Raw genomic sequence first — 22,137 nt, 5'->3', positions numbered from 1 at the left:
ATTACTTACTTAGGATTGGTTTGTATTTCGCACTTTAACGTGATAAAATACATTTGGTTTTGTACCCACGTGTTCCAACAAATGGTACATGCGCTCACTTTCTTTTAGTTCTGCCACTTTACTTTGGGAATCATTGATGTCTCCAAAAATAATAGCGCCATTACCACAGGCGGATGAACAAGCCGTTTGAAATTCACCATCCGTAATAACACGACCCTCTCTTTTAGCATCCAAAATCGTTTTTTGCGTTTTCTGAATACACATAGAGCACTTTTCCATTACCCCTCTGGAACGTACATTTACATCAGGATTTATAACCATTTTGCCGAGATCGTTATTCATATAATAATCGAACTCATCATTATTATTATACAAAAACCAGTTAAAACGTCTTACCTTATAGGGACAGTTATTAGCACAGTATCTTGTACCAACACATCGGTTATACGACATATGATTTTGTCCTTGTCTACTATGAGAAGTAGCCGCAACCGGACAAACGGTTTCACAAGGTGCATGATTACAATGCTGACACATCACAGGCTGAAAAGCTACTTGAGGATTAGCCGACGGATTTTCCAATTCGCCAAAACCACTTAAAGACCCTTTGTTACCCACAAGCCCATCGAATTCGTCTTTCTTGGTATTATCACCCTCAAACGTTTCTTCTGAAGAATAGTACCGATCTATACGAAGCCAGTGCATATCTCTAGACATTCGAATCTCTTTCTTACCTACCACGGGAACGTTATTCTCTGCATGGCATGCAATAACACAGGCACCACAACCGGTACACGCATTAAGATCTATAGACATATTAAAATGATGGCCAATAGAACGATCAAAACTATCCCATAAATCTACAGTTGTTGCGGGTACCTCTTGATGATTTAGAGAAACCACAGGAACCTCATTCCATTCATGAGCATCCTTAGTGTTGAATATTTCTAAGGTAGTTTCTTTAATAATGTCGCCCCGGCCCATTAATGTTTTATGCAACTGAACGCATGCAAACTCATGCATTCCGGATGCCTTTTCTACGGCTACCTCTTGTATGCTAGAGAAATTTTGGTAAAGTGCATAGGCGTTTACTCCGGTTCTCATTTCTTCTTTCATGCCTGCCCTTCTTCCGTAGCCAAATGAAAGTCCCACTGTTCCATTGGCTTGCCCCGGTTGAATAATAACAGGTACTTTATCTAATGAAACGCCGTTGGCAGTAATTTTAACATAACTACCATCTAGCCCCCCATTGGCCACGTTTACATTTTTCAATCCCCATTTTTCCGCATCTGCTTTGGAAACGGTAAGATAATTATCCCAAGACACTCTAGTGATTGGATCGGGAAATTCTTGAAGCCAAGGATTATTAGCCTGTAGACCATCACCCATACCCACTTTTGAATATAGGGTTAATGTTATATCAGATGCAGTTGTTCCGGCCAAATTGCGAATTGCAGCCGCAATATCAGGAACCGAACTTTCGGAAGCATCATCACTTGTTTCTAATCCAATTTCGTCATTTTCAAGAGAAAGCGTATCGACCACAAAAATTCCGTCATGCAAGGCCGTGTTCCACTCCGTGGCATCTAAAATTTCATCGTCCCAAGTTTCCTTTATGTAGTCATAATAGGATTGATCCATTTCCATCCACTTTAATAAGGACGATTGAAACTGTCTTGTATCAAATAATTCCTTAATCGTGGGTTGCATTAGGCTGTAATGCCCTTTCTTTATTTGTGCATCGCCCCAACATTCTAAGTAATGCGGTGAGGCTGCCACATAAGGCGTGGCAAAAGCGGTTTCGGTATCATTCGTAGCAAAAGTAACCGCTACATCTACATTTTGAAGCCCTTCTTGGAAATCGGCTGCATTTGGCAACGAATACATGGGATTAACGCCGTCCATAATAAGCACTCCCACATTTCCGGCTTTCATATCATCCACCAATTGCATTACGGCCTTTGTATTTCCTTGTCTGCAATATTTAGGTTGTATAGGATCGAATGCATCACTGCCCAAACCTTCGTTAATCGCCAACACAACGGTCTGTGCATCAACATCATCTATACCGGTTAAAACAACCCCCTTTTTTCCTGCTTTTTTTAATTCCTGAGCTGCAGCGTCTACCGCTCTTTCGACGTTTTCGGGAAGTTCTCCGGCCACCGATGTATTTTGAAGTTTGCCGTACAATTTAGCAAGTGCTATTTTCTGCTGTGCCGGAGTAAGCGGTATTCGTATATCGGCATTGGCTCCAGTTAGGGACATATTAGATTCAAACTGAATATGCTTGGACATGGTTTTGCCGCTACCTCCCTTTGCTTGAGGTATGCGCCCTTTGGCATAACCGGAATCATATCCGCCCCCTTGCCAATCTCCAAGAAAATCAGCGGCAAAAGAAACAATCACTTGAGCCTTTTCTAAATCGTAGTCCGCCAATGCTCTTTCCCCGTATTTTGTTTCAAATGCATCTAAGGCTGCATCTTCGGCTATTGCATCGTATGTAATATGCGTCACATTTCCATAGATTTCTATAAATTCAGAAATCAATTTTGTCGTAGACGGACTTGCATAGGTTTGTGTGAGCAAAACAGCTTGCTTATCCTCATCCATAAGATTCTCAAGTGCCGTAACGACAGCATCGTCTAAATCGCTCCATTCTATAGGTTCTCCCCCCAACATAGGGCCTTGTAATCTGGTACTGTCATACAAGGACAACACGGAAGCTTGCACACGAGCATTGGTCGTCCCTGCCACCTTAGCCTCTGTATTTCGTTCTATTTTGATAGGTCTTCCTTCACGGGTTTTTACCAATATACTGGCAAAATCAAAACCATCAGCAATGGTAGTGGCGTAATAGTTAGACACGCCTGGAATAATATTATCCGGCTTTACTACGTAGGGTATCGATTTAATCACCGGACCTTCACAGGCGGCCAAAGAAGCAGCTGCTGTACTGAAGCCAATGTATTTTAGGAAATCCCTTCTGTTCGTAGAACTTGCCGATAAAGTTTCCTTATTGCCCAGAAAATCATCCACAGGGATTTCCTGAATAAATTCGTTTTGTTGTAGCGTCTCAACAATGGAATCGTTAGGGTTTAACTCCGCCTCGCTTTTCCAATATTTTTTGTTTGATGCCATACGATATATCTGAAATTATCTTCTTTGATTATTCTAATTAATAGTGACACTTACCACATTCTAAACCGCCCATTTGAGCTGCTGTAAGCTGATCTACTCCATATTTTTTGGAAAGTTCGGCGTGAATTTTTTCGTAATACGCATTGCCTTCTACTTTTACATTAGTTTCTCTGTGACAGTTGATACACCATCCCATGGTAAGCGGCGAATATTGATACATGATTTCCATTTCCTCCACAGGACCATGACAGGTTTGACACGCTATGCCTGCTACCGAAACATGTTGCGAATGGTTGAAATAGGCAAAATCCGGCAGATTATGAATTCTCACCCACTTTACAGGTTGTGTTTCACCGGTATATTTCTGGTTCTCCTCATCCCAACCGACAGCCTTGTATAATTTTTTGATTTCGCCTGTATAAAATTCATTGGTGTATCCATTGGCTAAATCGTCTTGTGTAGGTCCTTCGGGATTGCCATTGTATTCGTATATGGATTTATGACAATTCATACATACATTTAAGGATGGAATACCGGAATGTTTGGATACCCTAGCTGAAGAGTGACAATAGTTACAATCGATCTTATTATCTCCGGCATGAATTTTATGCGAATAGTGAATCGGTTGTATAGGCGCATAACCTTGGTCAATACCAATCTGCATCATCCATCCATACGCAAAATACGCACTTACCAACAATAACAAAATAACACTCACCAATACCAAGAATTGATTTTTTACAAAGGCTTTCCATATCGGCAAACGCTTTTCCGATACCTCTTCTTCAAGTACCACTCCATTCGCTGATGCAATACGTCTTAACGTTTTATTCACCAATAAAAGCATCATCACCAACAACCCGAATACTAAAACCAGCGCGCCTAAAATAAGCTCGTTAGATATTCCAGATGCCGAAGACGCAACACCTTGCTGGCCAACCGCTCCTCCTGCGGGAGCTTGGGGTACTGGTGGCGGAGCTGATGTATACGCCAAAATATCGTCAATATCGCCATTTGAAAGCGTAGGAAACGCCGTCATCGCCGCCTGATTGTATTCGTTGTATATTTTAAGCGCATCAGGATCCCCCGCTTTTATAAGGCCAGCACTATTCTTAATCCAAGCGTAAAGCCACTCGCGATCATATTTATCAGCAACACCTGCTAACGGCGGCCCCGTCATTTTCTTGTTCAGTGCATGGCAAGCAGCACAATTCTGATTAAACAATGTTTTTCCTTTCGCAGGATCCCCATCTTGAGCTGCGGCTTCATCTTGAGACCAAAGAGAAATGGAAAAAAACAGGAAAAATACAAAGCCTATACCTAAAACTTTAGAAATTTGATTGCGGTCTGGAGCCTTTTTCATATTTAAAATATTGCTGTCGAAATCTTGGCACGATTGTTACTGTTTTCACAAACAAAACAGTTTTTATCGTTATGCGGATTAGGCGCAAAAATACGACATAGACTTTATTTGGGAAATGTTAAGGTATCTATAATTTATAATTTATAATTATTCTAAATAACTAGCAAGAGAAGTGCTTTATTCCATAAAAATTTACCTTTGTTGGTCTACTGGTTTTGCTTAAATTAGAGGGGATAAAATCGGTAATAGCAGTTGCAAAAAATAGATAAATCACTGATTATAAATAAAACCATATCAATGACTTTCACTGTATATAAAGATGAAGCGAGCCATGCTAAAAAGTATAATACAAAAGAAAATGAGTATTGGCCAGTTACATGTTACCGATTTAAAAAATAAATAGAAACACATGAAAAAAACAATTTATAGTATTATACTACTAACCATAACGTCTTTCACTATGGCGCAAGAGGGCCAAATTAAGCTAGAACAAGATCCGAGAATCGAAACGTTATTAGCTATTTATAAACGAAGTGTAGCAGACGTCAGCTTTTATCGTATCCAAGTTGGGTTCGGATCTTTCGATGCCGCTCAGAAACTTAAAATGCAAGTAGATGGAGACTTTCCGGGATGGTATTCTAAAATTGATTTTGAATCGCCCAGTTATCGAGTTCGTTTGGGTCAATTTAAAACCAAACTTGAGGCAGAACGGAAATTGATGGAAGTCCGAAAAAAATATCCGCAAGCCATGCTTTTAAAACCCGAAAAAACGACCTCCTAGGTCGTTTTTTGGTTTATACCCGGTTGACAAAATATACTTATTTCACCCGTTCTGCATTTTGATTATTTAGTGCTTATTTGACACTAAAATTTTCATTAGTTGCCTCGATCCTGCAGGAAGTAATGATGATTTCTTCGATGTACCCTAAAGGCCAAAGAAAAAAAGAAAAAAACTCTTGAAACTAACTATCCCCAAGGCAAGCCATAGGGGTATACTTCTACTGCGCTCAGTACGGGTTTCGCCAGTTTCATTTTGGTCTTTGGGCCAAAAACCGAAATTTTGTATTTTACATCACCCGGAACTGTAAAAAGGCAGTTTCGACCTCTCCAAAGGAGCGACAAATAGGAAACCCCGACCCAAGGGTCGGGGAATCTTTAGATTGAAGAATTCAAGTCAATATGAACAACAGGTGCCTATTTCAACTTTTTCTTAACTGCCACTTCTTGGAAAGCTTCTACAATATCGCCCTCTGTAATCTCGTTGTAGTTCTTTATTTGTATACCGCAATCGTATCCTTTTGCGACCTCCTTTACATCGTCCTTAAATCGTTTTAGCGAAGCAAGTTCTCCGGTGTAAATTACTACCCCATCGCGGATTAGGCGTATACTGGAATTTCTAAATATTTTACCACTTAGTACCATACAGCCCGCAATAGTGCCAACCTTCGATATTTTGAAGGTTTCACGAATCTCTGCAGTACCCGAAATTTCTTCCTTCATTACCGGAGACAACATGCCTTCCATGGCATCTTTTAGGTCATTAATTGCATCATAAATGATAGAATACATTCGAATATCTATTTCTTCATTTTCTGCCAAACTTTTTGCGTTCCCCATAGGTCTTACATTAAACCCTATGATAACCGCATCGGACGCAGAAGCCAACAATACATCCGATTCTGTGATGGCTCCTACTGCCTTATGAATAATATTGACCTGAATTTCCGGCGTAGATAGTTTTTGGAAAGAATCGGTTAAAGCTTCTACCGAGCCGTCTACATCGCCTTTCAAAATAATGTTTAATTCTTTGAAATCGCCCAATGCAATTCGTCGTCCAATTTCATCTAAGGTAATATGCCGTTGGGTTCTTACCGATTGTTCTCTTAATAATTGAGATCTTTTGGTGGCAATTTGCCGCGCTTCCCTTTCGTCTTCTAATACATTAAACTTATCGCCAGCCTGTGGAGCTCCATCGAGTCCGAGGATAGAAATAGGACTTGACGGACCTGCTTCTTTAACAGATTTGCCCCGTTCATCGTGCATCGCTTTTACCTTTCCACTACAAGTACCTGCAAGCACATAATCCCCAATTTTTAATGTTCCGTTCTGAACCAAAATAGTAGACACATAGCCTCTTCCTTTATCTAAAAAGGCTTCTACTACCGTACCGGAGGCTAATTTATCTGGATTGGCTTTTAGCTCTAACAACTCCGCTTCTAACAACACTTTTTCCAAAAGTTCCTTTACGCCTTGCCCTGTCTTGGCTGAAATATCATGAGATTGAATTTTACCTCCCCAATCTTCGACCAACAAGTTCATTTGTGCTAAGCCCTCTTTAATTTTATCGGGATTAGCCGTTGGCTTATCAATTTTATTGATTGCAAAAACAATAGGAACTCCGGCCGCTTGGGCGTGACTAATAGCTTCTTTGGTTTGCGGCATTATAGCGTCATCGGCAGCCACTACAATAATGGCGATATCGGTAACCTGAGCACCGCGAGCCCGCATCGCTGTAAAAGCCTCATGCCCAGGGGTATCTAAAAATGCTATTTTCTGACCATTTTCTAGAGATACACCGTATGCCCCTATGTGCTGTGTAATACCGCCACTTTCGCCGGCAATGACATTTTCTTGGCGAATAAAATCTAACAAAGACGTTTTCCCGTGATCTACATGCCCCATCACCGTAACAATGGGAGCTCTAGTTTTAAGGTCTTCGGGCGCATCTTCCGTTTCAATAATAGCCTCTTTTAAATCTGCGGTGATAAACTCTACTTCGTACCCAAATTCTTCTGCTACTATCGATAATGTTTCGGCATCTAACCGCTGGTTCATAGTCACCATAATCCCCAAAGACATACAGGCCGAAATAATGTTGGTAGTCGGTATATTCATCATGGTGGCAAGTTCACTGGCAGAGACAAATTCCGTTACTTTAAGGATTTTACTCTCTAGTTCTTGTTGTTCTAAATCTTTCTCTGATTGTTGCCTGTGAAAATCCCTTTTATCTCTTCTATATTTGGCACCTTTGCCCTTTTTTGTTTTGCCCTGCAATTTTTCAAGGGTTTCCCTTACCTGCTTTTGTACATCCTCTTCGGACGGTTCGGCTTTGGCTGTTGGCACAAAACGTTGACCGGGAGCAGGTCGCTTATCCCCAATGCCTTTTCCTCTTATATCTTTGCGCTGTGTGGTATCTGTGCCGGGAGTGTTGGGTGTAATAATTCGTTTACGCCTTTTTTTCTTATCGGCCGCACTTCTTTCATTTTCCTTGGGTGCTTCCTTCTTTTTCTTCGCTTTTTGAAATTGGGACAGGTCTATTTTATCGCCAGTGATTTTTGGCCCTGTTAATTTCTGATATTGTGTCGCGATTGCGTCACCCGTTTCAACTGTCTTTTCATCCGGGTTGGGCGTAGCCTCTATTTCTTGCTTTTCTACCTTAGTCTCTTCAGCCGGTTCTATTTCTTGTTCTTTCTCGTTTACAGGTACTTCGGGGATTACTTTTTCTTCAGAAACAGGATTTTCCTGCTCCGCAACAGGTTCTTTTTCTTCCTTAGCCTTAATCGGTGCTGTTTCCTTTTTGGTGCCTCCAAGGTCTATTTTACCCACCGTTTTGGGACCCGTTAGTTCGCTTCGAGCTCTTATAATTTGTTCCGAGGCCGCTCTTTTTTCACGTAGTATTCGTTTCTCCTCTTGCTCCTGCTCTAACTGTAATCGTATGGCTTCTTTTTCCTTACGCTTCTCTTCACCAACTTCAATAGATGCAACTTTCTTGCTCATGTCCGTTTGGAACTCATCTATTAGAACCTGATGAATTTCACCGGATATTTTAGTGGTGGGTCGCGCCTCTATGTCGTGCCCTTTGGAGGTGAGAAAATCCACCGCCCTATCCAAAGAAATATTGAGTTCTGTTAGAACTTTATTAAGCCTTATTGTTGCATTATCTGCCATAAATGATATTCCTGTTCGTAATAATTCGCTGCTAATATATAGCTTAATCTTCTAATTCTTCCTTTAGGATACGTACAACTTCTAAAATAGTCTCCTCTTCCAAATCTGTTCTTTTGATAAGATCGTCGAGGTCGTGCTCTAGAATGCTTCTTGCCGTATCTAGACCAACTTTTTTAAATTCGTCAATAATCCACCCGTCGATTTCATCTGAGAACTCCGTAATTTCTACATCTTCTTCCACTCCCTCGCGGAACACATCAATCTCATAACCGGTTAACTGACCTGCCAACCGGATGTTATGCCCTCCTCTACCGATAGCCTTGGAAACTTCCTCGGGTCGTAAATAGACCTGTGCGGTCATTTTGGTGTCGTTTAATTTCACAGAGGATACACGTGCCGGACTTAATGCCCTTGTAACCAAAAGCTGCGGATTGTTGGTCCAGTTGATAACATCGATATTTTCATTACCTAATTCTCGTACAATGCCATGTATCCTGGAACCTTTCATTCCTACACATGCCCCTACGGGATCGATGCGATCATCATACGAATCTACCGCCACTTTGGCCTTTTCACCGGGAATTCGGACTACTTTTTTAATCGTAATTAGACCGTCAAAAACCTCCGGAATTTCCTGAAAAAACAATTGCTCTAAAAATTTGGGCGAACTGCGCGACATAATGATCATGGGTTTATTGCCCTTTAGTTCCACGCTTTCAATAATACCTCTTACATTATCTCCTTTCCGGAAAAAATCGGAAGGAATCTGTTTTTCTTTGGGTAGTATAATTTCGTTACCCTCATCATCTAATAAAATAATAGCTTTATGACGTATATGATGTACTTCGGCTGTATAAATTTCTCCTTCTAAATCCTTAAATTGTTTGTAAATAGTGGTGTTGTCGTGCTCATGAATCTTAGATATCAAATTTTGCCTCAAAGCTAAAATAGCTCTTCTTCCGAGTTGTATCAATTTAACTTCCTCAGATACGTCTTCCCCTACTTCAAAATCGGGTTCAATTTTACGGGCTTCGGAAAGCGAAATTTCCTCATTAGGATCTTCGACCTCTCCGTCTTCTACTACTACCCTATTTCGCCATATTTCCAAATCTCCTTTGTCGGGATTTATGATGATGTCAAAATTGTCGTCCGAACCAAATTTCTTTTTTAGCGCATTCCTAAAAACATCTTCTAAAATAGCCATTAAAGTTACCCTGTCTATGAATTTGTCATCCTTAAATTCGGAGAAAGATTCTATCAGCGCAATGTTTTCCATTTTTATTTACAATTAAAATTTTAATACCACTCTTGCTTCTTTAATATCTGAAATCGCAATTTCTTGTTTTTTCTGTACTGTTACTTTACCCTTTCCTAAGGGTTTGGGCTCTCTGGCTTTCCATTCCAAGGTAATATCATCTTCCGTGGCCTTTATAAGGGTGCCTTCTATTTTTGTTTCTCTGGTTCTTACTTCTAATTCTCGTCCTATGTTTTTACGGTATTGCCGTGCAAGCAATAAAGGAGCCGTAGCACCTGCCGAAGCCACTTCTAAGGCAAAGTCCTCTTCTTCCCTATCTAGATTGTGTTCTATGGCTCTGCTTACATTCATACAATCTTGCACCACTACACCTTGATCTCCATCTATAACAATGGTTATTTTATTGTCCGGTGAAATTGAAAAATCAATTAAAAAGAGTGCCGGATTTTCCGCTAGTGCTTTTTCTAAAAGTGCCTCAACTTTTTCCTTCAACATAAATTTCAGTAATAGAAAAGGGGACTAATTGTCCCCTCATGAATACGTTATATTCTTTCAGCACTGCAAATATATAACTTTTTATGAGACAATAAAAAACTATTTAAAAACCTGAAAGTAAGAATAATATTGATGTTTGGCGCGATCCTGTTTCACAAAGATATTTCCGCAATCGCTTCAGTTGTCTTTAAAACTTGTAGTAAAAGCCATAGTAGCTATCGTATACTAACGTATAAAGACAGCACTACAATAGGGTGCACTTGTGCTTTATTTTATTCAATACTTTTAAATAATTTGAAGGACTTACCTAAGGTGTGAAGATTTTTAGATTTGAATCATTCTACGAACACTATAGGTAAAAGAAGAGACCATAACCGCAATCTTTTTTGAAGCGATACACTATTACGATGCGATAGAAGAAAACAAAATGTTCTTCGCTTTTTAAAAGGGAGCTGGTCCGATGCGCGGAACCGCAGGGGTAAAGAAACAGCAGCCCTTTCTAGAACCGTTTAAAACGTATTTCACTCAAAATAAAGACTATAAAACCATCGCTTTCTTGTCCTTCCTACACATCAAAATCCCGAAATCTTTCGAAATCGGGATTTACGTACATTTCGTTGGTCTACTGGGACTCCCTTCGACCTTGCTCAGGGTAAACTTCTCGTCCTAGCTTTCTCAAAAAAAAATCAAAATCCCGAAATCTTTCGAAATCGGGATTTACATACATTTCGTTGGTCTACTAGGACTCGAACCTAGAATGACTGGACCAAAACCAGTAGTGTTGCCAATTACACCATAGACCAGTAGTTTTAACAAGGGTGCAAATTTAAGAGAAAGTTTCGTTTGCACAAACATTTTTAGCTACAATAATTAAAAATCAATACAAGACCGAAGTTAAAGGTTTGCGAAATATTTATATCCATTTCTATTATAATTAGTAAATTCGCCCTTCGGACAAATAAATTAGGCATGTTTGCAACAAACTTTGAGAAATGGAACACTATCCTAGGATGGTTTGTTTTTTTTGTAGCCCTTATAACTTATGGCATTACGGTAGAACCTACCACAAGTTTTTGGGATGCGGGAGAATACATTGCAACTTCGGCTAAATTGCAAGTAGGCCATCCGCCAGGAGCACCCTTATTGCAAATGATTGGTGCTTTTTTTGCCATGTTTGCTCCCGATGTAGATAAGGTGGCGCTCATGGTAAATTACGTCTCTGGAGTTTCCAGCGCGCTTACCATCCTTTTTATGTTTTGGACGCTTACCAACCTCACCAAAAAGCTAATCGCAAATGAAGGCATTCTTACCAATAGTAAAGCCATTGCCGTTTTTGGAAGTGGGCTAGTAGGTGCTTTGGCCTTTACGTATTCTGACAGCTTTTGGTTCAACGCCGTAGAGACCGAAGTTTATGCTATGGCCAGTTTTATTATGGCTTTATTATTGTGGATGGGATTAAAATGGACTGATAATCTGGAAGACCCTAGAGGTCATAAATGGTTAGTTCTTATTTTCTTTATTATAGGTCTAACTTTTGGTATCCAGTTCATGGGATTTTTGGCTATACCCTCCATTGGTTTACTGTTTTATTTTAAAAAATACAAAACCACAACCGTTAAAAACTTTTTGCTTGCCAATGTTTTAGTGGTAGCTGTTTTAATGCTAGTATATAAATTTTCATTGACCTACGTACTCAAATTTTTTGGTTGGGGTGAGGTTTTCTTTGTAAACCAATTAGGATTACCGTTTAATTCGGGTACCGCCATCATTGGAATCATTTTTATTTTATCTTTTTATTTGGGATTACGGTATACGCGGAAAAATAACTTTAGAACCGCTAACACCATTGTGCTCTGCGGATTGTTCTTGTTCTTGGGGTTTTCTACCTGGTTCATGTTGCCCATACGAGCAAACGCCAATGTGGTCATTAATGAAAATGACCCGTCTGATGCAAGATCACTCTTGGCATATTACAATAGGGAACAATATCCCGGTGTAGACAGCCCAGTTTACGGCACCTATTATTCGGACACTTTTGCGGCATCCGGACCTGAAAGAGACGATAAACCAAAATACGAAAAAGATGAAAAATCAAGAAAATATATTATTGTAAACCACTACAAGGATGCATTACCCGGGCCCAACGAAAAACACGTAGGCATACTGCCCCGTATGTGGAGCGAACAAAATGCAGAAAATTATATGAAGTTTTTTGGCCCCCTCGATTTTAAAATGAAACAACCTAATGAGGAGTTGCGACAAGCTATTGTGCAAATAAAAACGGGGTATGCTAACGGCGAGATCGATGAACAACAATACATTCGCTTTTTACGAGAGTTTAGCTCCTATATTGAAGTTGAACCTCCTACCATTTGGCAAAACGTAAAATATATGTTCCAGTTTCAGTTTGGTTATATGTTTTGGCGGTATTTTATGTGGAATTTTGTAGGCAAACAGGATGATCTGCAAGGTAGATACAACAAAAACGGCAATTGGCTTAGCGGAATTGATTTTATAGACAGTTTACGCCTTGGAAGCCAAAAAAACCTTCCAAGTGACATCAAAGACAATAAAGGCAGGAATACCTATTTCTTTTTACCTCTAATTTTAGGGATTATTGGTTTGCTTTTTCAAATCACCAAAAACCCGAAGCAATTTTGGGTATTGTTTGTATTCTTTATGTTTACCGGAATTGCCATACAGTTTTACACCAATCCTGCCATTTTTCAACCTCGAGAAAGGGATTATTCTTTAGTAGGTGCCTTTTACATTTTTGCCATTTGGATCGGTCTTGGGGTCTACGGACTTTTTGATGAATTCAAAAAATTAATTTCACCCAAAATTTTAGCTCCGGCAGTTACCCTTTTGTGCCTTTTAGCCGTACCCGTTGTAATGGCCTACCAAAATTGGGACGACCACGACAGATCTAATCGGTTTACAACAAAATCAATGGCCAAGGCATATTTAGATTCCACGCAAAAAGATGTAGGTTCCCTTTTGTTTACCATAGGCGATAACGACACCTTTCCGCTCTGGTACATGCAGGAAATTGAAAACTACCGCACCGATGTTAGAATCATAAATACCAGTCTTTTTGCTACTGATTGGTACATAGACCAAATGAAAACTAAGGCCTACGAGAGTGATCCTATTCCGTCCCAATTAACCCATGACCTTTACCGATACGGAAGCCGTGATGTAATTTATCACCAAGGACTAACGGAGAACCGATGGAACATACAAGATTTTATGAACTGGGTAGCCAGCGACAAACCACAGACAAAGATAAAGCACCTTATTCAGCAACAAGGCGGAGACCTTTCAGGTTATTCAGAGAGCAATCTGGACGTAGTGTATTACCCCACAAATAAAATTCGGGTTCCGGTAAACAAGGAAAATGTATTAAAAAATGGTTTGGTAAAAGAAAAAGATTCGGCACTCATTGTAGATTACATAGATATTGATCTTCCCCAAAGCGCCCTTACCAAAAACAGGATATTGATGTTAGATATTCTGGCCAACAACGACTGGAAACGTCCCATCTACTTTTCTGGAGGAAGTTTTGATAGCGCCGAATATATTTGGATGAAAGATTACCTACAGTTAGAAGGACTCGTCTACAAATTAGTACCCATAAAAACTACCAACAGAAGTTCGTATGAAATGGGGCGAATAGATAGTGATTTAATGTATGACATTGTTAAAAATTGGGATTGGGGCAACTCCGGAAGTTCCGAAATATATCATGACCCCCAAACAAGAATTCAAGGACTTTCGTACAGAGGAAATTTAGCACGATTGATGGAAACCCTGATAGAGGAGGAAAAAATAGATAAGGCCCGCGATATAATTACCATAGCTATGGAAAATATTCCGGTAGATTATTTTTATTATTATGCCTTTGTAGAGCCCTTTTTAGACGGATATTATAAGGTAGGCGAAACAGAAAAAGCCCGAAACCTTTTTGAGAAGCTTAAGACGAAATATCAAGAGCGATTAAGCTATTACGCCGGTGTGCCCTTAAATGAACAGTATGAACAAATGGGCGATATCATTGCAGATATGGAAGCGTACCAACGGAATATCGATATTTTAATCCGCAATAAAGATCGAGAATTGGCAGAAAGGGAAACCTTGATCTTTAACGAATTTATAGATAAATTTCAGCATTTTTACAAAGACAGTCTTTTACGAGAAGATAGCGACTGGGACGAAAATCCGGACATGCTAGACACCATAGATGTAGACGAGCCTACACTTACAATTGAAGACAGTACCGCAATACCGCTTCAGTAAAGGTACGAAGTATTGATTTTTTTCTGGATTAGGTGTATTCGTTTAAGATGCCTATTAGCGTATTGGCGTCTTGTTCCCCGCTTTGGCGCCAAACCATCTCCCCCTTTTTATAGATCATAAGGGTAGGCAAACCTTTAACTCGAAGTGCCTGTGCTAACTCCTTATTTTTATCGACATCTATTTTTATCACCTTGCCTTTATCTCCTAAGGCTGCAGCCACATCCCTTAACACCGGATGCATTGCGGTCGCTTGCTCGTTCCATTCTGCATAGAAATCTAGCAGTACGGGCACATTTACATCTATGAGTTCACCAAATTTAGACATATATATCGCATTGTGTTACCGATCAAATGTACTAAAAAATGCTAAAATAGGAACGATACCCTAACTTTTCGCTTCATTTATAGGTTCAAAATTAAACCAAGGGCTTCTTTTTTAAGGTGATCACTGAAATTTCGGGCCATATACCTACTCTTCCCGGATAGCCCAAAAACCCAAAACCTCTATTTACATTAATATATTGGCCCATTTCTTTATAGATTCCGGCCCAATGCGTATACCGCCATTTTACCGGACTCCACTTTATCCAGCCCGGAATTTCTATTCCAAACTGCATGCCGTGCGTATGTCCACTAAGGGTGAGGTGATAATGATACTCGTCGTGTATGACTTGAGCCTCCCAATGAGACGGATCATGACTCATTAAAATCTTAAAATCATCTTTAGCAACCGACTTGGCCGCCCGTTTTAAATCGCCTGCCTTTTTAAAACCACCTTTGCCCCAATTTTCTACCCCTACCAATGCAATTCTATCCTCGCCCTTTTGCAAAAACCGACTTTCATTGAGCAGCAAGTCGAAACCCATTTCGCGCTGTATTGCCTTTAGATCTTCCAAATTTTGCTCCTTTTCCGCCACTGTATCCCATGGTACATAATCGCCGTAATCATGGTTTCCCAGTACCGCAAATTTACCATCCTTAGCTTCAAGGGTAGCAAAAAGACTTTTCCAAGGCACCATTTCTTCGGCCTTGTTGTTTACCATATCTCCGGTAAATAAAAGGAGATCGCTTTTTTGTTGATTTACCAAATCTACGGCATAGGCTACTTTCTCCGAATCATCAAAACTACCACTGTGAATATCTGATATTTGTGTGATTTGATATCCATGAAAGGCATCCGGAAGATCCTCAAATTCTAATTCATATTTTAGTACTTTATAGTTGTACTTCCCCTTATACATCCCGTAAAGCAATGCGCCAAAAGGCACGGCAGCTATCCCCATAGCCAATAGGCTGAGAAACCTTCTGCGTGCCGGCACAGTAAATTCCTTTGCTGTTCCAAAAAGTTTTTGGTAACTCCCCGAAATGAGCCTAAATAGGTCTTCAGAAAAAAGGAACACAATGGTAATGAGCATAAAGGTGAGCATCGTCAACAAAAACCCAAATGCATAGCTCTTAGGCCTATTCAACACCCTTCCAGGATCGTCCCCAAACGTAAATTGATACACAAAATTGCCCAATACCAATAGGGCAAGTGCGCTAAAAATATAGTATACATAGGGAAATCTACTGACCGTTTTTAAGGCTTGTAAGCTATACAAACTCAACAAAAGATATATCACCACAAAGAAAATCCAACGAAGCATTTTGTTTTTTTACAAAGATATTTCATTCCTCATAGCCACCTTGTGCTTTAGCCTTTATTTAACGGAGCTAAGAACATTCTGGATTATTTCCCTTTGGGTAACTGCTACTGCGTTCTCCCGCAGATGTGCTATAGAGTTCATACTAATTTGTGGCGTAGATGATAAGGTAGCTTTAAAACGCGTGCCGGATAAATGAATGGCCTTAAATCCTTTTTCCTTAAATGACAGGGCATTTTCTGGGTTAATGCCTCCGCCGGGCATAATGGTTATCTTTTTTGCCCTTTCTTCCAGTTTGCAAAGTAATTCCATACCCTGAACGCAGGATGCAGCCTGTCCGGAGGTCAACAAGGTATGCACGCCCATGGTTTCTAATTGCAACATGGTTTCCAACGGATCTTTCAGCCAATCAAAAGCGCGGTGAAAGGTAAATTGCAACGGATGCGATAGTGCTAATAAGGCCTTGGTCCTTTCTGCGTCTAAGGTAAAATCTGCATGTAAGATTCCAGAAACAATACCGTTAAAACCCAGCGCCTTGCAGTGCTCAATATCCGCTTTCATGGTATTGAACTCCGTGTCGCTATATGTAAAATCTCCACTTCGGGGACGAATAAGCACATGCACAGGAATGGAAATGTGTGCTTTTATTTGCTGTAGCAGTCCAGAGGACGGGGTGATGCCACCTACACCTAATTCTGTACAAATTTCAATTCTGTCGGCACCTGCTTTTTGCGCATTCAGGGCAGATTCTAAAGAATTGGCACACACTTCTACTAACATTTTAGCTATATTTAGCCAACTAAAATAAGCATCCTTAACCCATGAAACGAAGAAAGTTCCTAAAAAATTCCGCTACCGGTTCTGCTGCCTTAATGGCTGCTCCTATTTTAAGTTCATGCCAAACAGAAACCAATAGCAAAACGACCCCTGCAACAGCTATAAAAGCAGTTAAACCCATTGTAATTTGCACTTGGGATTTTCATAATGCCACCTCAAAAGCCTGGGAAGTGCTCCAAAATAAGGGGAATGCCCTAGACGCCGTAGAACAAGGCGTAATGGTAGAAGAAGCCGACGAAAATAACCAAACCGTGGGCAAAGGTGGTAGACCGGATAGAGATGGAAAAGTGACTTTAGATGCCTGTATTATGGACAAAGACGGCAATTGCGGTGCGGTTCTCTACCTGCAACATATTGCGCATCCTATTTCGGTGGCACGCAAAGTCATGGAAGATACCCCACATGTGATGTTGGCCGGTGCCGGTGCCGAACAATTTGCCTATGAAAATGGGTTTGAAAAAGTAAATTTGCTTACCAAAAAATCGGAACTAGAGTTCATAGAATGGAAAAAAACAGCGGAGTATAAGCCCATTATCAACATAGAAAACCATGATACCATAGGCATGCTAGCCATCGACGAGAATGGCGATATGGCCGGAGCCTGCACCACTAGTGGCATGGCATATAAAATAGGTGGTCGTATTGGGGATTCGCCTATTATTGGAGCCGGACTCTTTGTAGACAATGAGGTAGGTGGCGCTACGGCTACCGGTGTTGGAGAGGAAGTGGTGCGTACCGTAGGTAGTTTTCTTATTGTAGAACTTATGCGTCAAGGCAAAACCCCACAAGAGGCCTGCGAAGAAGGTGTAAAGCGGATTATGGCAAAAAACAAAGACCGAACTGATTTTCAAATAGGCTTTATTGCACTGAACAAAAACGGGGAAACAGGAGCTTACTGCATTCAACCGGGATTTAGCTATCGCAAGTTTTCTGAGGAAGGCCATCGTAATATTCCTTCGGGTTCGTACTTGTAATAATTGCCTTTTTAGAACAATTGCCTAGGTTGATCTTGAACTGAACATGTACGATAGAAATTCGTAAAAGGATTCCTTCGGCATAACTACTTTAATATATCTTTTCTGATCTTAGGCACTCTTTGTTGCGGTTTCTTTTGCAATTCCATAGGGTGTCCAAACTACCTTTTGTTTTTTGGTGTTTTTACGAATCGCTTTATTTTTTTCTATGGATTCCTTTGTTTTATAGCTGCGTTGATGATGTAAATGCACACAGACCGCACTAAACCGAATTTGTTTCGATTTAATACCGAGATTAAAAAGACGCTCGCCGAGCTCCCGGTCTTCGCCTCCGTATTGCATACGCTCATCAAATCCGTTTACACTGAAGATATCGCTTTTCCAACCCGATGCGTTGTGACCATTCCATGAAGCTTTTGAGGTGGTAACACTATTTAAAAAATGAGCAATCTCCTTATTCTTTTGCAGTTTCAAGGTTTTTATGGAAGACGCTAATCCTCGTTTTTCCAACCATAGCTTTTTAAAACACTTTCCTTTTAGAATATGTTCTTTATCAATTTCCTCGGAAATCCTTTTCGGCAGTTTAAAATAGCCCCCCGAAAGAAAATATCCCTGCTGTCTGTGGGTATAGTGCACTTCCAAGAAATCCTTTCGCGGAATACAATCACCATCACTCATTACAATATAATCCGCACGGCATGCGGCAATAGCCTTATTAAGAATCCGTGTCTTTTGAAAGCCTTCGTCCGGCTGCCAAATATGAATTATAGGAAAGAATACTTCCAATTGCATACGTTGCAACAGCATTTTAGTTTTTGCGCTAGAACCATCATCAGCAATAACAATTTCAAAATCTTTAAAAGATTGGTTCTGATACCCCCAAAGGGCTTTCTCTAGCCAATCTTCGGCATTGTACGTACTCAGAATAACAGAAAGGGTTGGTTGTTCATTCTTCATAAAACAAAATTATTTGCCAACCCACTCCTTTCATAAAATAGCAGTTTATCTTTTTATGAAATAAACGAAACCTTAACGTTATGCATACCCTATTCATGGGTAGAACAACATTGTAATCTGCTTCAATTGTTCATGTAAAGAAGGATTTTGTTAGGAACAAAAAAGAGTGACGCAGTATGGCTAAATACGCTTCCTACGGAAAAAATCATCCATTGCACGCCCCAATTACAGCAGAAGGAACACAAACAAAAATCCTTACATTTATGCAACTTTTAAAAACCTTATTCGACGTACCCGATTATCTTAGTACCTTTGAAACCAATCAATCTGTAAAAAAATGGCCGATCAAAAACGACTTTTTCTATTAGATGCCTATGCGCTAATTTTTAGAGGGTATTATGCCCTTATAAAAAACCCAAGAGTAAATTCCAAAGGCATGGATACTTCTGCCATACTCGGTTTTGTAAATTCGCTCTTTGACGTTATAAAAAGGGAAAAACCCGATCATTTGGCCGTCTGTTTTGACAAAGACGGCAGTGCGGAGCGAACCGAAATGTTCGCCGATTACAAAGCCAATAGAGATGAAACCCCAGATGCCATTCGAATAGCCGTTCCGTATATCCAAAATATCTTAAGAGCCATGCATATTCCTGTGGTAGAGTTGTCCGGTTTGGAAGCCGACGATATTATTGGCACCTTGGCCAAACAAGCCGAGAAAGAAGGTTTTAAGGTTTTTATGGTAACCCCGGACAAGGATTTTGGACAGTTGGTCTCCGAGAACATTTTTATGTACCGTCCGGCCAGAATGGGCAACGGTATCGAAATATGGGGTATTCCGGAAGTACAAAATCGATTTGGAGTAGAACGACCGGAACAAGTGATAGACTATTTAGGCATGATGGGCGATGCCAGCGACAATATTCCCGGTCTGCCCGGGGTAGGCGACAAAACGGCGAAGAAATTTATCGCCGATTTTGGAAGCATGGAAAATTTATTGGCCAATACCGACAAACTTTCCGGAAAAATGCGTGAAAAAATTGAAGCGAACGCAGAATTAGGGCTCCTTTCCAAAAAATTAGCCACCATTTGTGTTACCTGCGACGTTACTTTTAACGCTACGGATTATGAACTATCCGTGCCCGATGCGGAAAAGGTGCAGCATATTTTTGAAGAGCTGGAATTTCGCCGTTTAAAAGAACAATTTCTTTCTCTATTTTCAGCATCGAACCCATCCGGTTCCGAAGCGGTTACTACCCCCAGCGAGAAAAAAGAAGCTCGGGAAGCGGGCGGCGGACAATTTTCGTTGTTTGGCACATCGGAAGCTTCGGAAATGCCGGTTGCCGTATCGGGCAGAAAAACGATCTCGGACATCCCTCATGTATACCAAAGCATACTTCCCGGCCTAGCCATGAAGCTATTTGTACAAAACCTACTAAAGCAACCTTCGGTATGTTTTGACACGGAAACCACCTCCCTAAACCCGCTCGAAGCAACCCTTGTAGGCATTGCCTTTAGCTGGGAAGCCCACAAGGGCTTTTATATTCCTATTCCGGAAGAAAAAGAAGCGGCACAAGAGATTATTGAGCAGTTACGTCCATTTTTTGAATCGGAACAGATCGAAAAAATTGGCCAGAATTTAAAATACGATATTAAAGTATTACGAAAATACAATATTCGTATAAAAGGTGCTTGCTTTGATACGATGATAGCCCATTACCTCATTAACCCTGATATGCGGCACAATATGGATGTTTTGGCAGAAACCTATTTAAATTATACCCCCATTCCTATTTCCGATCTCATTGGAAAAAAAGGCAAACATCAATTATCCATGAGGGATGTACCCTTAGATCAACAAACCGAGTATGCCGTTGAAGACGCCGATATTACCTTTCAACTCGCCCAACACTTTAGACCGGAACTTGTTGAAGCCAACATAGAAGACCTATTTCTTACGCTAGAAATTCCCTTACTGCATGTATTGGCCGAAATGGAATTAGAGGGAATTAACCTCAATAAGGGTTTTTTAAATTCCCTTTCCAAAAAATTAGATGAAGATATAAAAGCACTGGAATCAAAAGTTTTTGAAGCCGCCGGGGAAACCTTCAATATAGGATCTCCCAAACAATTGGGCGAAATATTATTTGATAAATTAAAATTGATAGAAAAACCTAAGAAGACAAAAACGGGGCAATATTCTACTGCAGAGGAAGTGCTATCGTATCTGGCCAAAGACCATCAAATTATACAAGATATATTAGATTACAGAGGGTTAGCCAAACTAAAAAGCACCTATGTAGATGCCCTTCCAGAACAAATAGAGCCCAGCACCGGTAGGGTACATACCGACTATATGCAAACTGTGGCTGCCACGGGACGTTTAAGCAGTAATAATCCGAACCTGCAAAATATCCCTATACGTACAGAAAGAGGCCGTGAGGTACGAAAGGCTTTTATTCCAAGAGACGAAAACCATGTACTCCTAGCCGCAGATTACTCGCAAATAGAATTGCGAATTATAGCTGCATTAAGTGAAGAACACACCATGATTGAAGCCTTTAAGAATGGGGAGGATATTCACGCCTCTACAGCCTCAAAAGTATTTAATGTACCCTTAACCGAAGTAACACGTGAACAACGTGGTAATGCAAAGACAATCAATTTTGGTATCATTTATGGCGTTTCCGCCTTTGGTTTAAGCAACCAAACGAATCTTTCACGAGCCGAATCTAAAGAACTAATAGATACCTACTACAAAACCTATCCGAAATTGCGAAATTACATACAATCGCAAATAGACTTTGCCCGTGAACATGGGTATGTGCAAACGGTTCTTGGTCGTCGTAGGTACTTGCGCGACATCAATTCCGGCAATGCGGTTGTGCGGGGTGCTGCAGAGCGCAATGCGGTGAATGCACCCATACAAGGTAGTGCAGCCGATATTATAAAAATAGCCATGATTCGTATTCACCAAAAACTTAGCGAGGACAACTACAACTCCAAAATGCTCTTACAGGTACATGATGAATTAGTGTTCGACGCCTACAAGCCAGAGTTAGACTCCTTGAAAAAGTTGATAAAAAATGAAATGGAAAATGCGTACCGTCTTAACGTTCCCTTAGATGTAGAATTAGGTGTAGGTGAAAACTGGTTAGAAGCACATTAGAACATCGCATACATGACCTTATAAAAGAGAGAAAGGCTCTTCGTTAAAAAAACTAAAATAATCGG

Annotated in this window: 14 protein-coding genes and 1 tRNA gene; 5 read left to right on the top strand and 10 right to left on the bottom strand. The window is 40.4% G+C overall.

Annotated features, from left to right (window positions below):
- Positions 1-9: 9 nt before the first annotated feature.
- On the bottom strand, positions 10-3,138 hold the full coding sequence (locus tag U1E44_RS00635) for a TAT-variant-translocated molybdopterin oxidoreductase (protein WP_322928938.1): 3,129 nt from the start codon (positions 3,136-3,138) through the stop codon (positions 10-12).
- 37 nt (positions 3,139-3,175) lie between these two features.
- On the bottom strand, positions 3,176-4,501 hold the full coding sequence (locus U1E44_RS00630; RefSeq protein ID WP_322928937.1) for a c-type cytochrome: 1,326 nt from the start codon (positions 4,499-4,501) through the stop codon (positions 3,176-3,178).
- A gap of 409 nt (positions 4,502-4,910) precedes the next feature.
- Here U1E44_RS00630 and U1E44_RS00625 point away from each other — a divergent pair, with 409 nt between their 5' ends.
- Positions 4,911-5,282 carry an SPOR domain-containing protein gene (locus U1E44_RS00625; RefSeq protein ID WP_322928935.1) on the top strand — a complete coding sequence of 124 codons (372 nt, stop codon included), beginning with the start codon at positions 4,911-4,913 and terminating at the stop codon, positions 5,280-5,282.
- A gap of 413 nt (positions 5,283-5,695) precedes the next feature.
- Here the strand turns inward: U1E44_RS00625 and infB are convergent, their stop codons facing one another.
- The 4 genes from infB to U1E44_RS00605 all read right to left on the bottom strand — a co-directional run bounded on the left by infB (position 5,696) and on the right by U1E44_RS00605 (position 11,002).
- Positions 5,696-8,449 (bottom strand): translation initiation factor IF-2, encoded by a 2,754-nt coding sequence (gene infB, locus U1E44_RS00620; protein WP_322928933.1) that lies wholly within the window; start codon positions 8,447-8,449, stop codon positions 5,696-5,698.
- 43 nt (positions 8,450-8,492) lie between these two features.
- Positions 8,493-9,725 (bottom strand): transcription termination factor NusA, encoded by a 1,233-nt coding sequence (gene nusA / locus U1E44_RS00615; protein ID WP_322928932.1) that lies wholly within the window; start codon positions 9,723-9,725, stop codon positions 8,493-8,495.
- 12 nt (positions 9,726-9,737) lie between these two features.
- Positions 9,738-10,199, bottom strand: coding sequence for a ribosome assembly cofactor RimP (gene rimP / locus U1E44_RS00610; protein ID WP_322928930.1), 462 nt, complete (start codon positions 10,197-10,199; stop codon positions 9,738-9,740).
- 731 nt (positions 10,200-10,930) lie between these two features.
- Positions 10,931-11,002: transfer RNA gene (locus U1E44_RS00605), tRNA-Gln, on the bottom strand.
- 166 nt (positions 11,003-11,168) lie between these two features.
- Between U1E44_RS00605 and U1E44_RS00600 the strand changes: the two genes are divergently transcribed.
- Entirely contained in the window at positions 11,169-14,495 is a 3,327-nt protein-coding gene (locus tag U1E44_RS00600; protein WP_322928929.1) for a glycosyltransferase family 117 protein, read from the top strand.
- Between the two features lie 28 nt (positions 14,496-14,523).
- Here the strand turns inward: U1E44_RS00600 and U1E44_RS00595 are convergent, their stop codons facing one another.
- From U1E44_RS00595 to U1E44_RS00585, 3 genes are all read right to left on the bottom strand, one after another.
- Entirely contained in the window at positions 14,524-14,820 is a 297-nt protein-coding gene (locus U1E44_RS00595) for a thioredoxin family protein (RefSeq protein ID WP_322928928.1), read from the bottom strand.
- Positions 14,821-14,911: 91 nt separating this feature from the next.
- Complete coding sequence (locus U1E44_RS00590; RefSeq protein ID WP_322928927.1) at positions 14,912-16,141, bottom strand: metallophosphoesterase; 1,230 nt, start codon at positions 16,139-16,141, stop codon at positions 14,912-14,914.
- Between the two features lie 54 nt (positions 16,142-16,195).
- On the bottom strand, positions 16,196-16,918 hold the full coding sequence (locus U1E44_RS00585) for a copper homeostasis protein CutC (RefSeq protein WP_322928926.1): 723 nt from the start codon (positions 16,916-16,918) through the stop codon (positions 16,196-16,198).
- A 41-nt stretch (positions 16,919-16,959) separates the two neighbouring features.
- Here U1E44_RS00585 and U1E44_RS00580 point away from each other — a divergent pair, with 41 nt between their 5' ends.
- Positions 16,960-17,949 (top strand): isoaspartyl peptidase/L-asparaginase family protein, encoded by a 990-nt coding sequence (locus U1E44_RS00580; protein ID WP_322928925.1) that lies wholly within the window; start codon positions 16,960-16,962, stop codon positions 17,947-17,949.
- Between the two features lie 111 nt (positions 17,950-18,060).
- On the opposite strand, the gene U1E44_RS00575 is transcribed toward U1E44_RS00580, so the two are convergent.
- Positions 18,061-18,906 carry a glycosyltransferase family 2 protein gene (locus U1E44_RS00575; protein WP_322928924.1) on the bottom strand — a complete coding sequence of 282 codons (846 nt, stop codon included), beginning with the start codon at positions 18,904-18,906 and terminating at the stop codon, positions 18,061-18,063.
- A gap of 176 nt (positions 18,907-19,082) precedes the next feature.
- On the opposite strand from U1E44_RS00575, the gene U1E44_RS00570 reads away from it, so the two are divergent.
- Positions 19,083-19,274, top strand: a complete 192-nt coding sequence (locus tag U1E44_RS00570; RefSeq protein WP_322928923.1) for a hypothetical protein — start codon at positions 19,083-19,085, stop codon at positions 19,272-19,274.
- Positions 19,244-22,072, top strand: coding sequence for a DNA polymerase I (gene polA / locus U1E44_RS00565; protein ID WP_322928921.1), 2,829 nt, complete (start codon positions 19,244-19,246; stop codon positions 22,070-22,072). Before U1E44_RS00570 ends, polA begins: the two co-directional genes overlap by 31 nt.
- Positions 22,073-22,137: the final 65 nt, after the last annotated feature.

The organism is Aurantibrevibacter litoralis (assembly GCF_034651555.1).
In the GTDB taxonomy this organism is placed as follows: domain Bacteria; phylum Bacteroidota; class Bacteroidia; order Flavobacteriales; family Flavobacteriaceae; genus Aurantibrevibacter; species Aurantibrevibacter litoralis.
The sequence above is the reverse complement of the archived record's forward strand: the minus strand, read 5'-3'. Positions and strand labels throughout refer to the sequence as shown.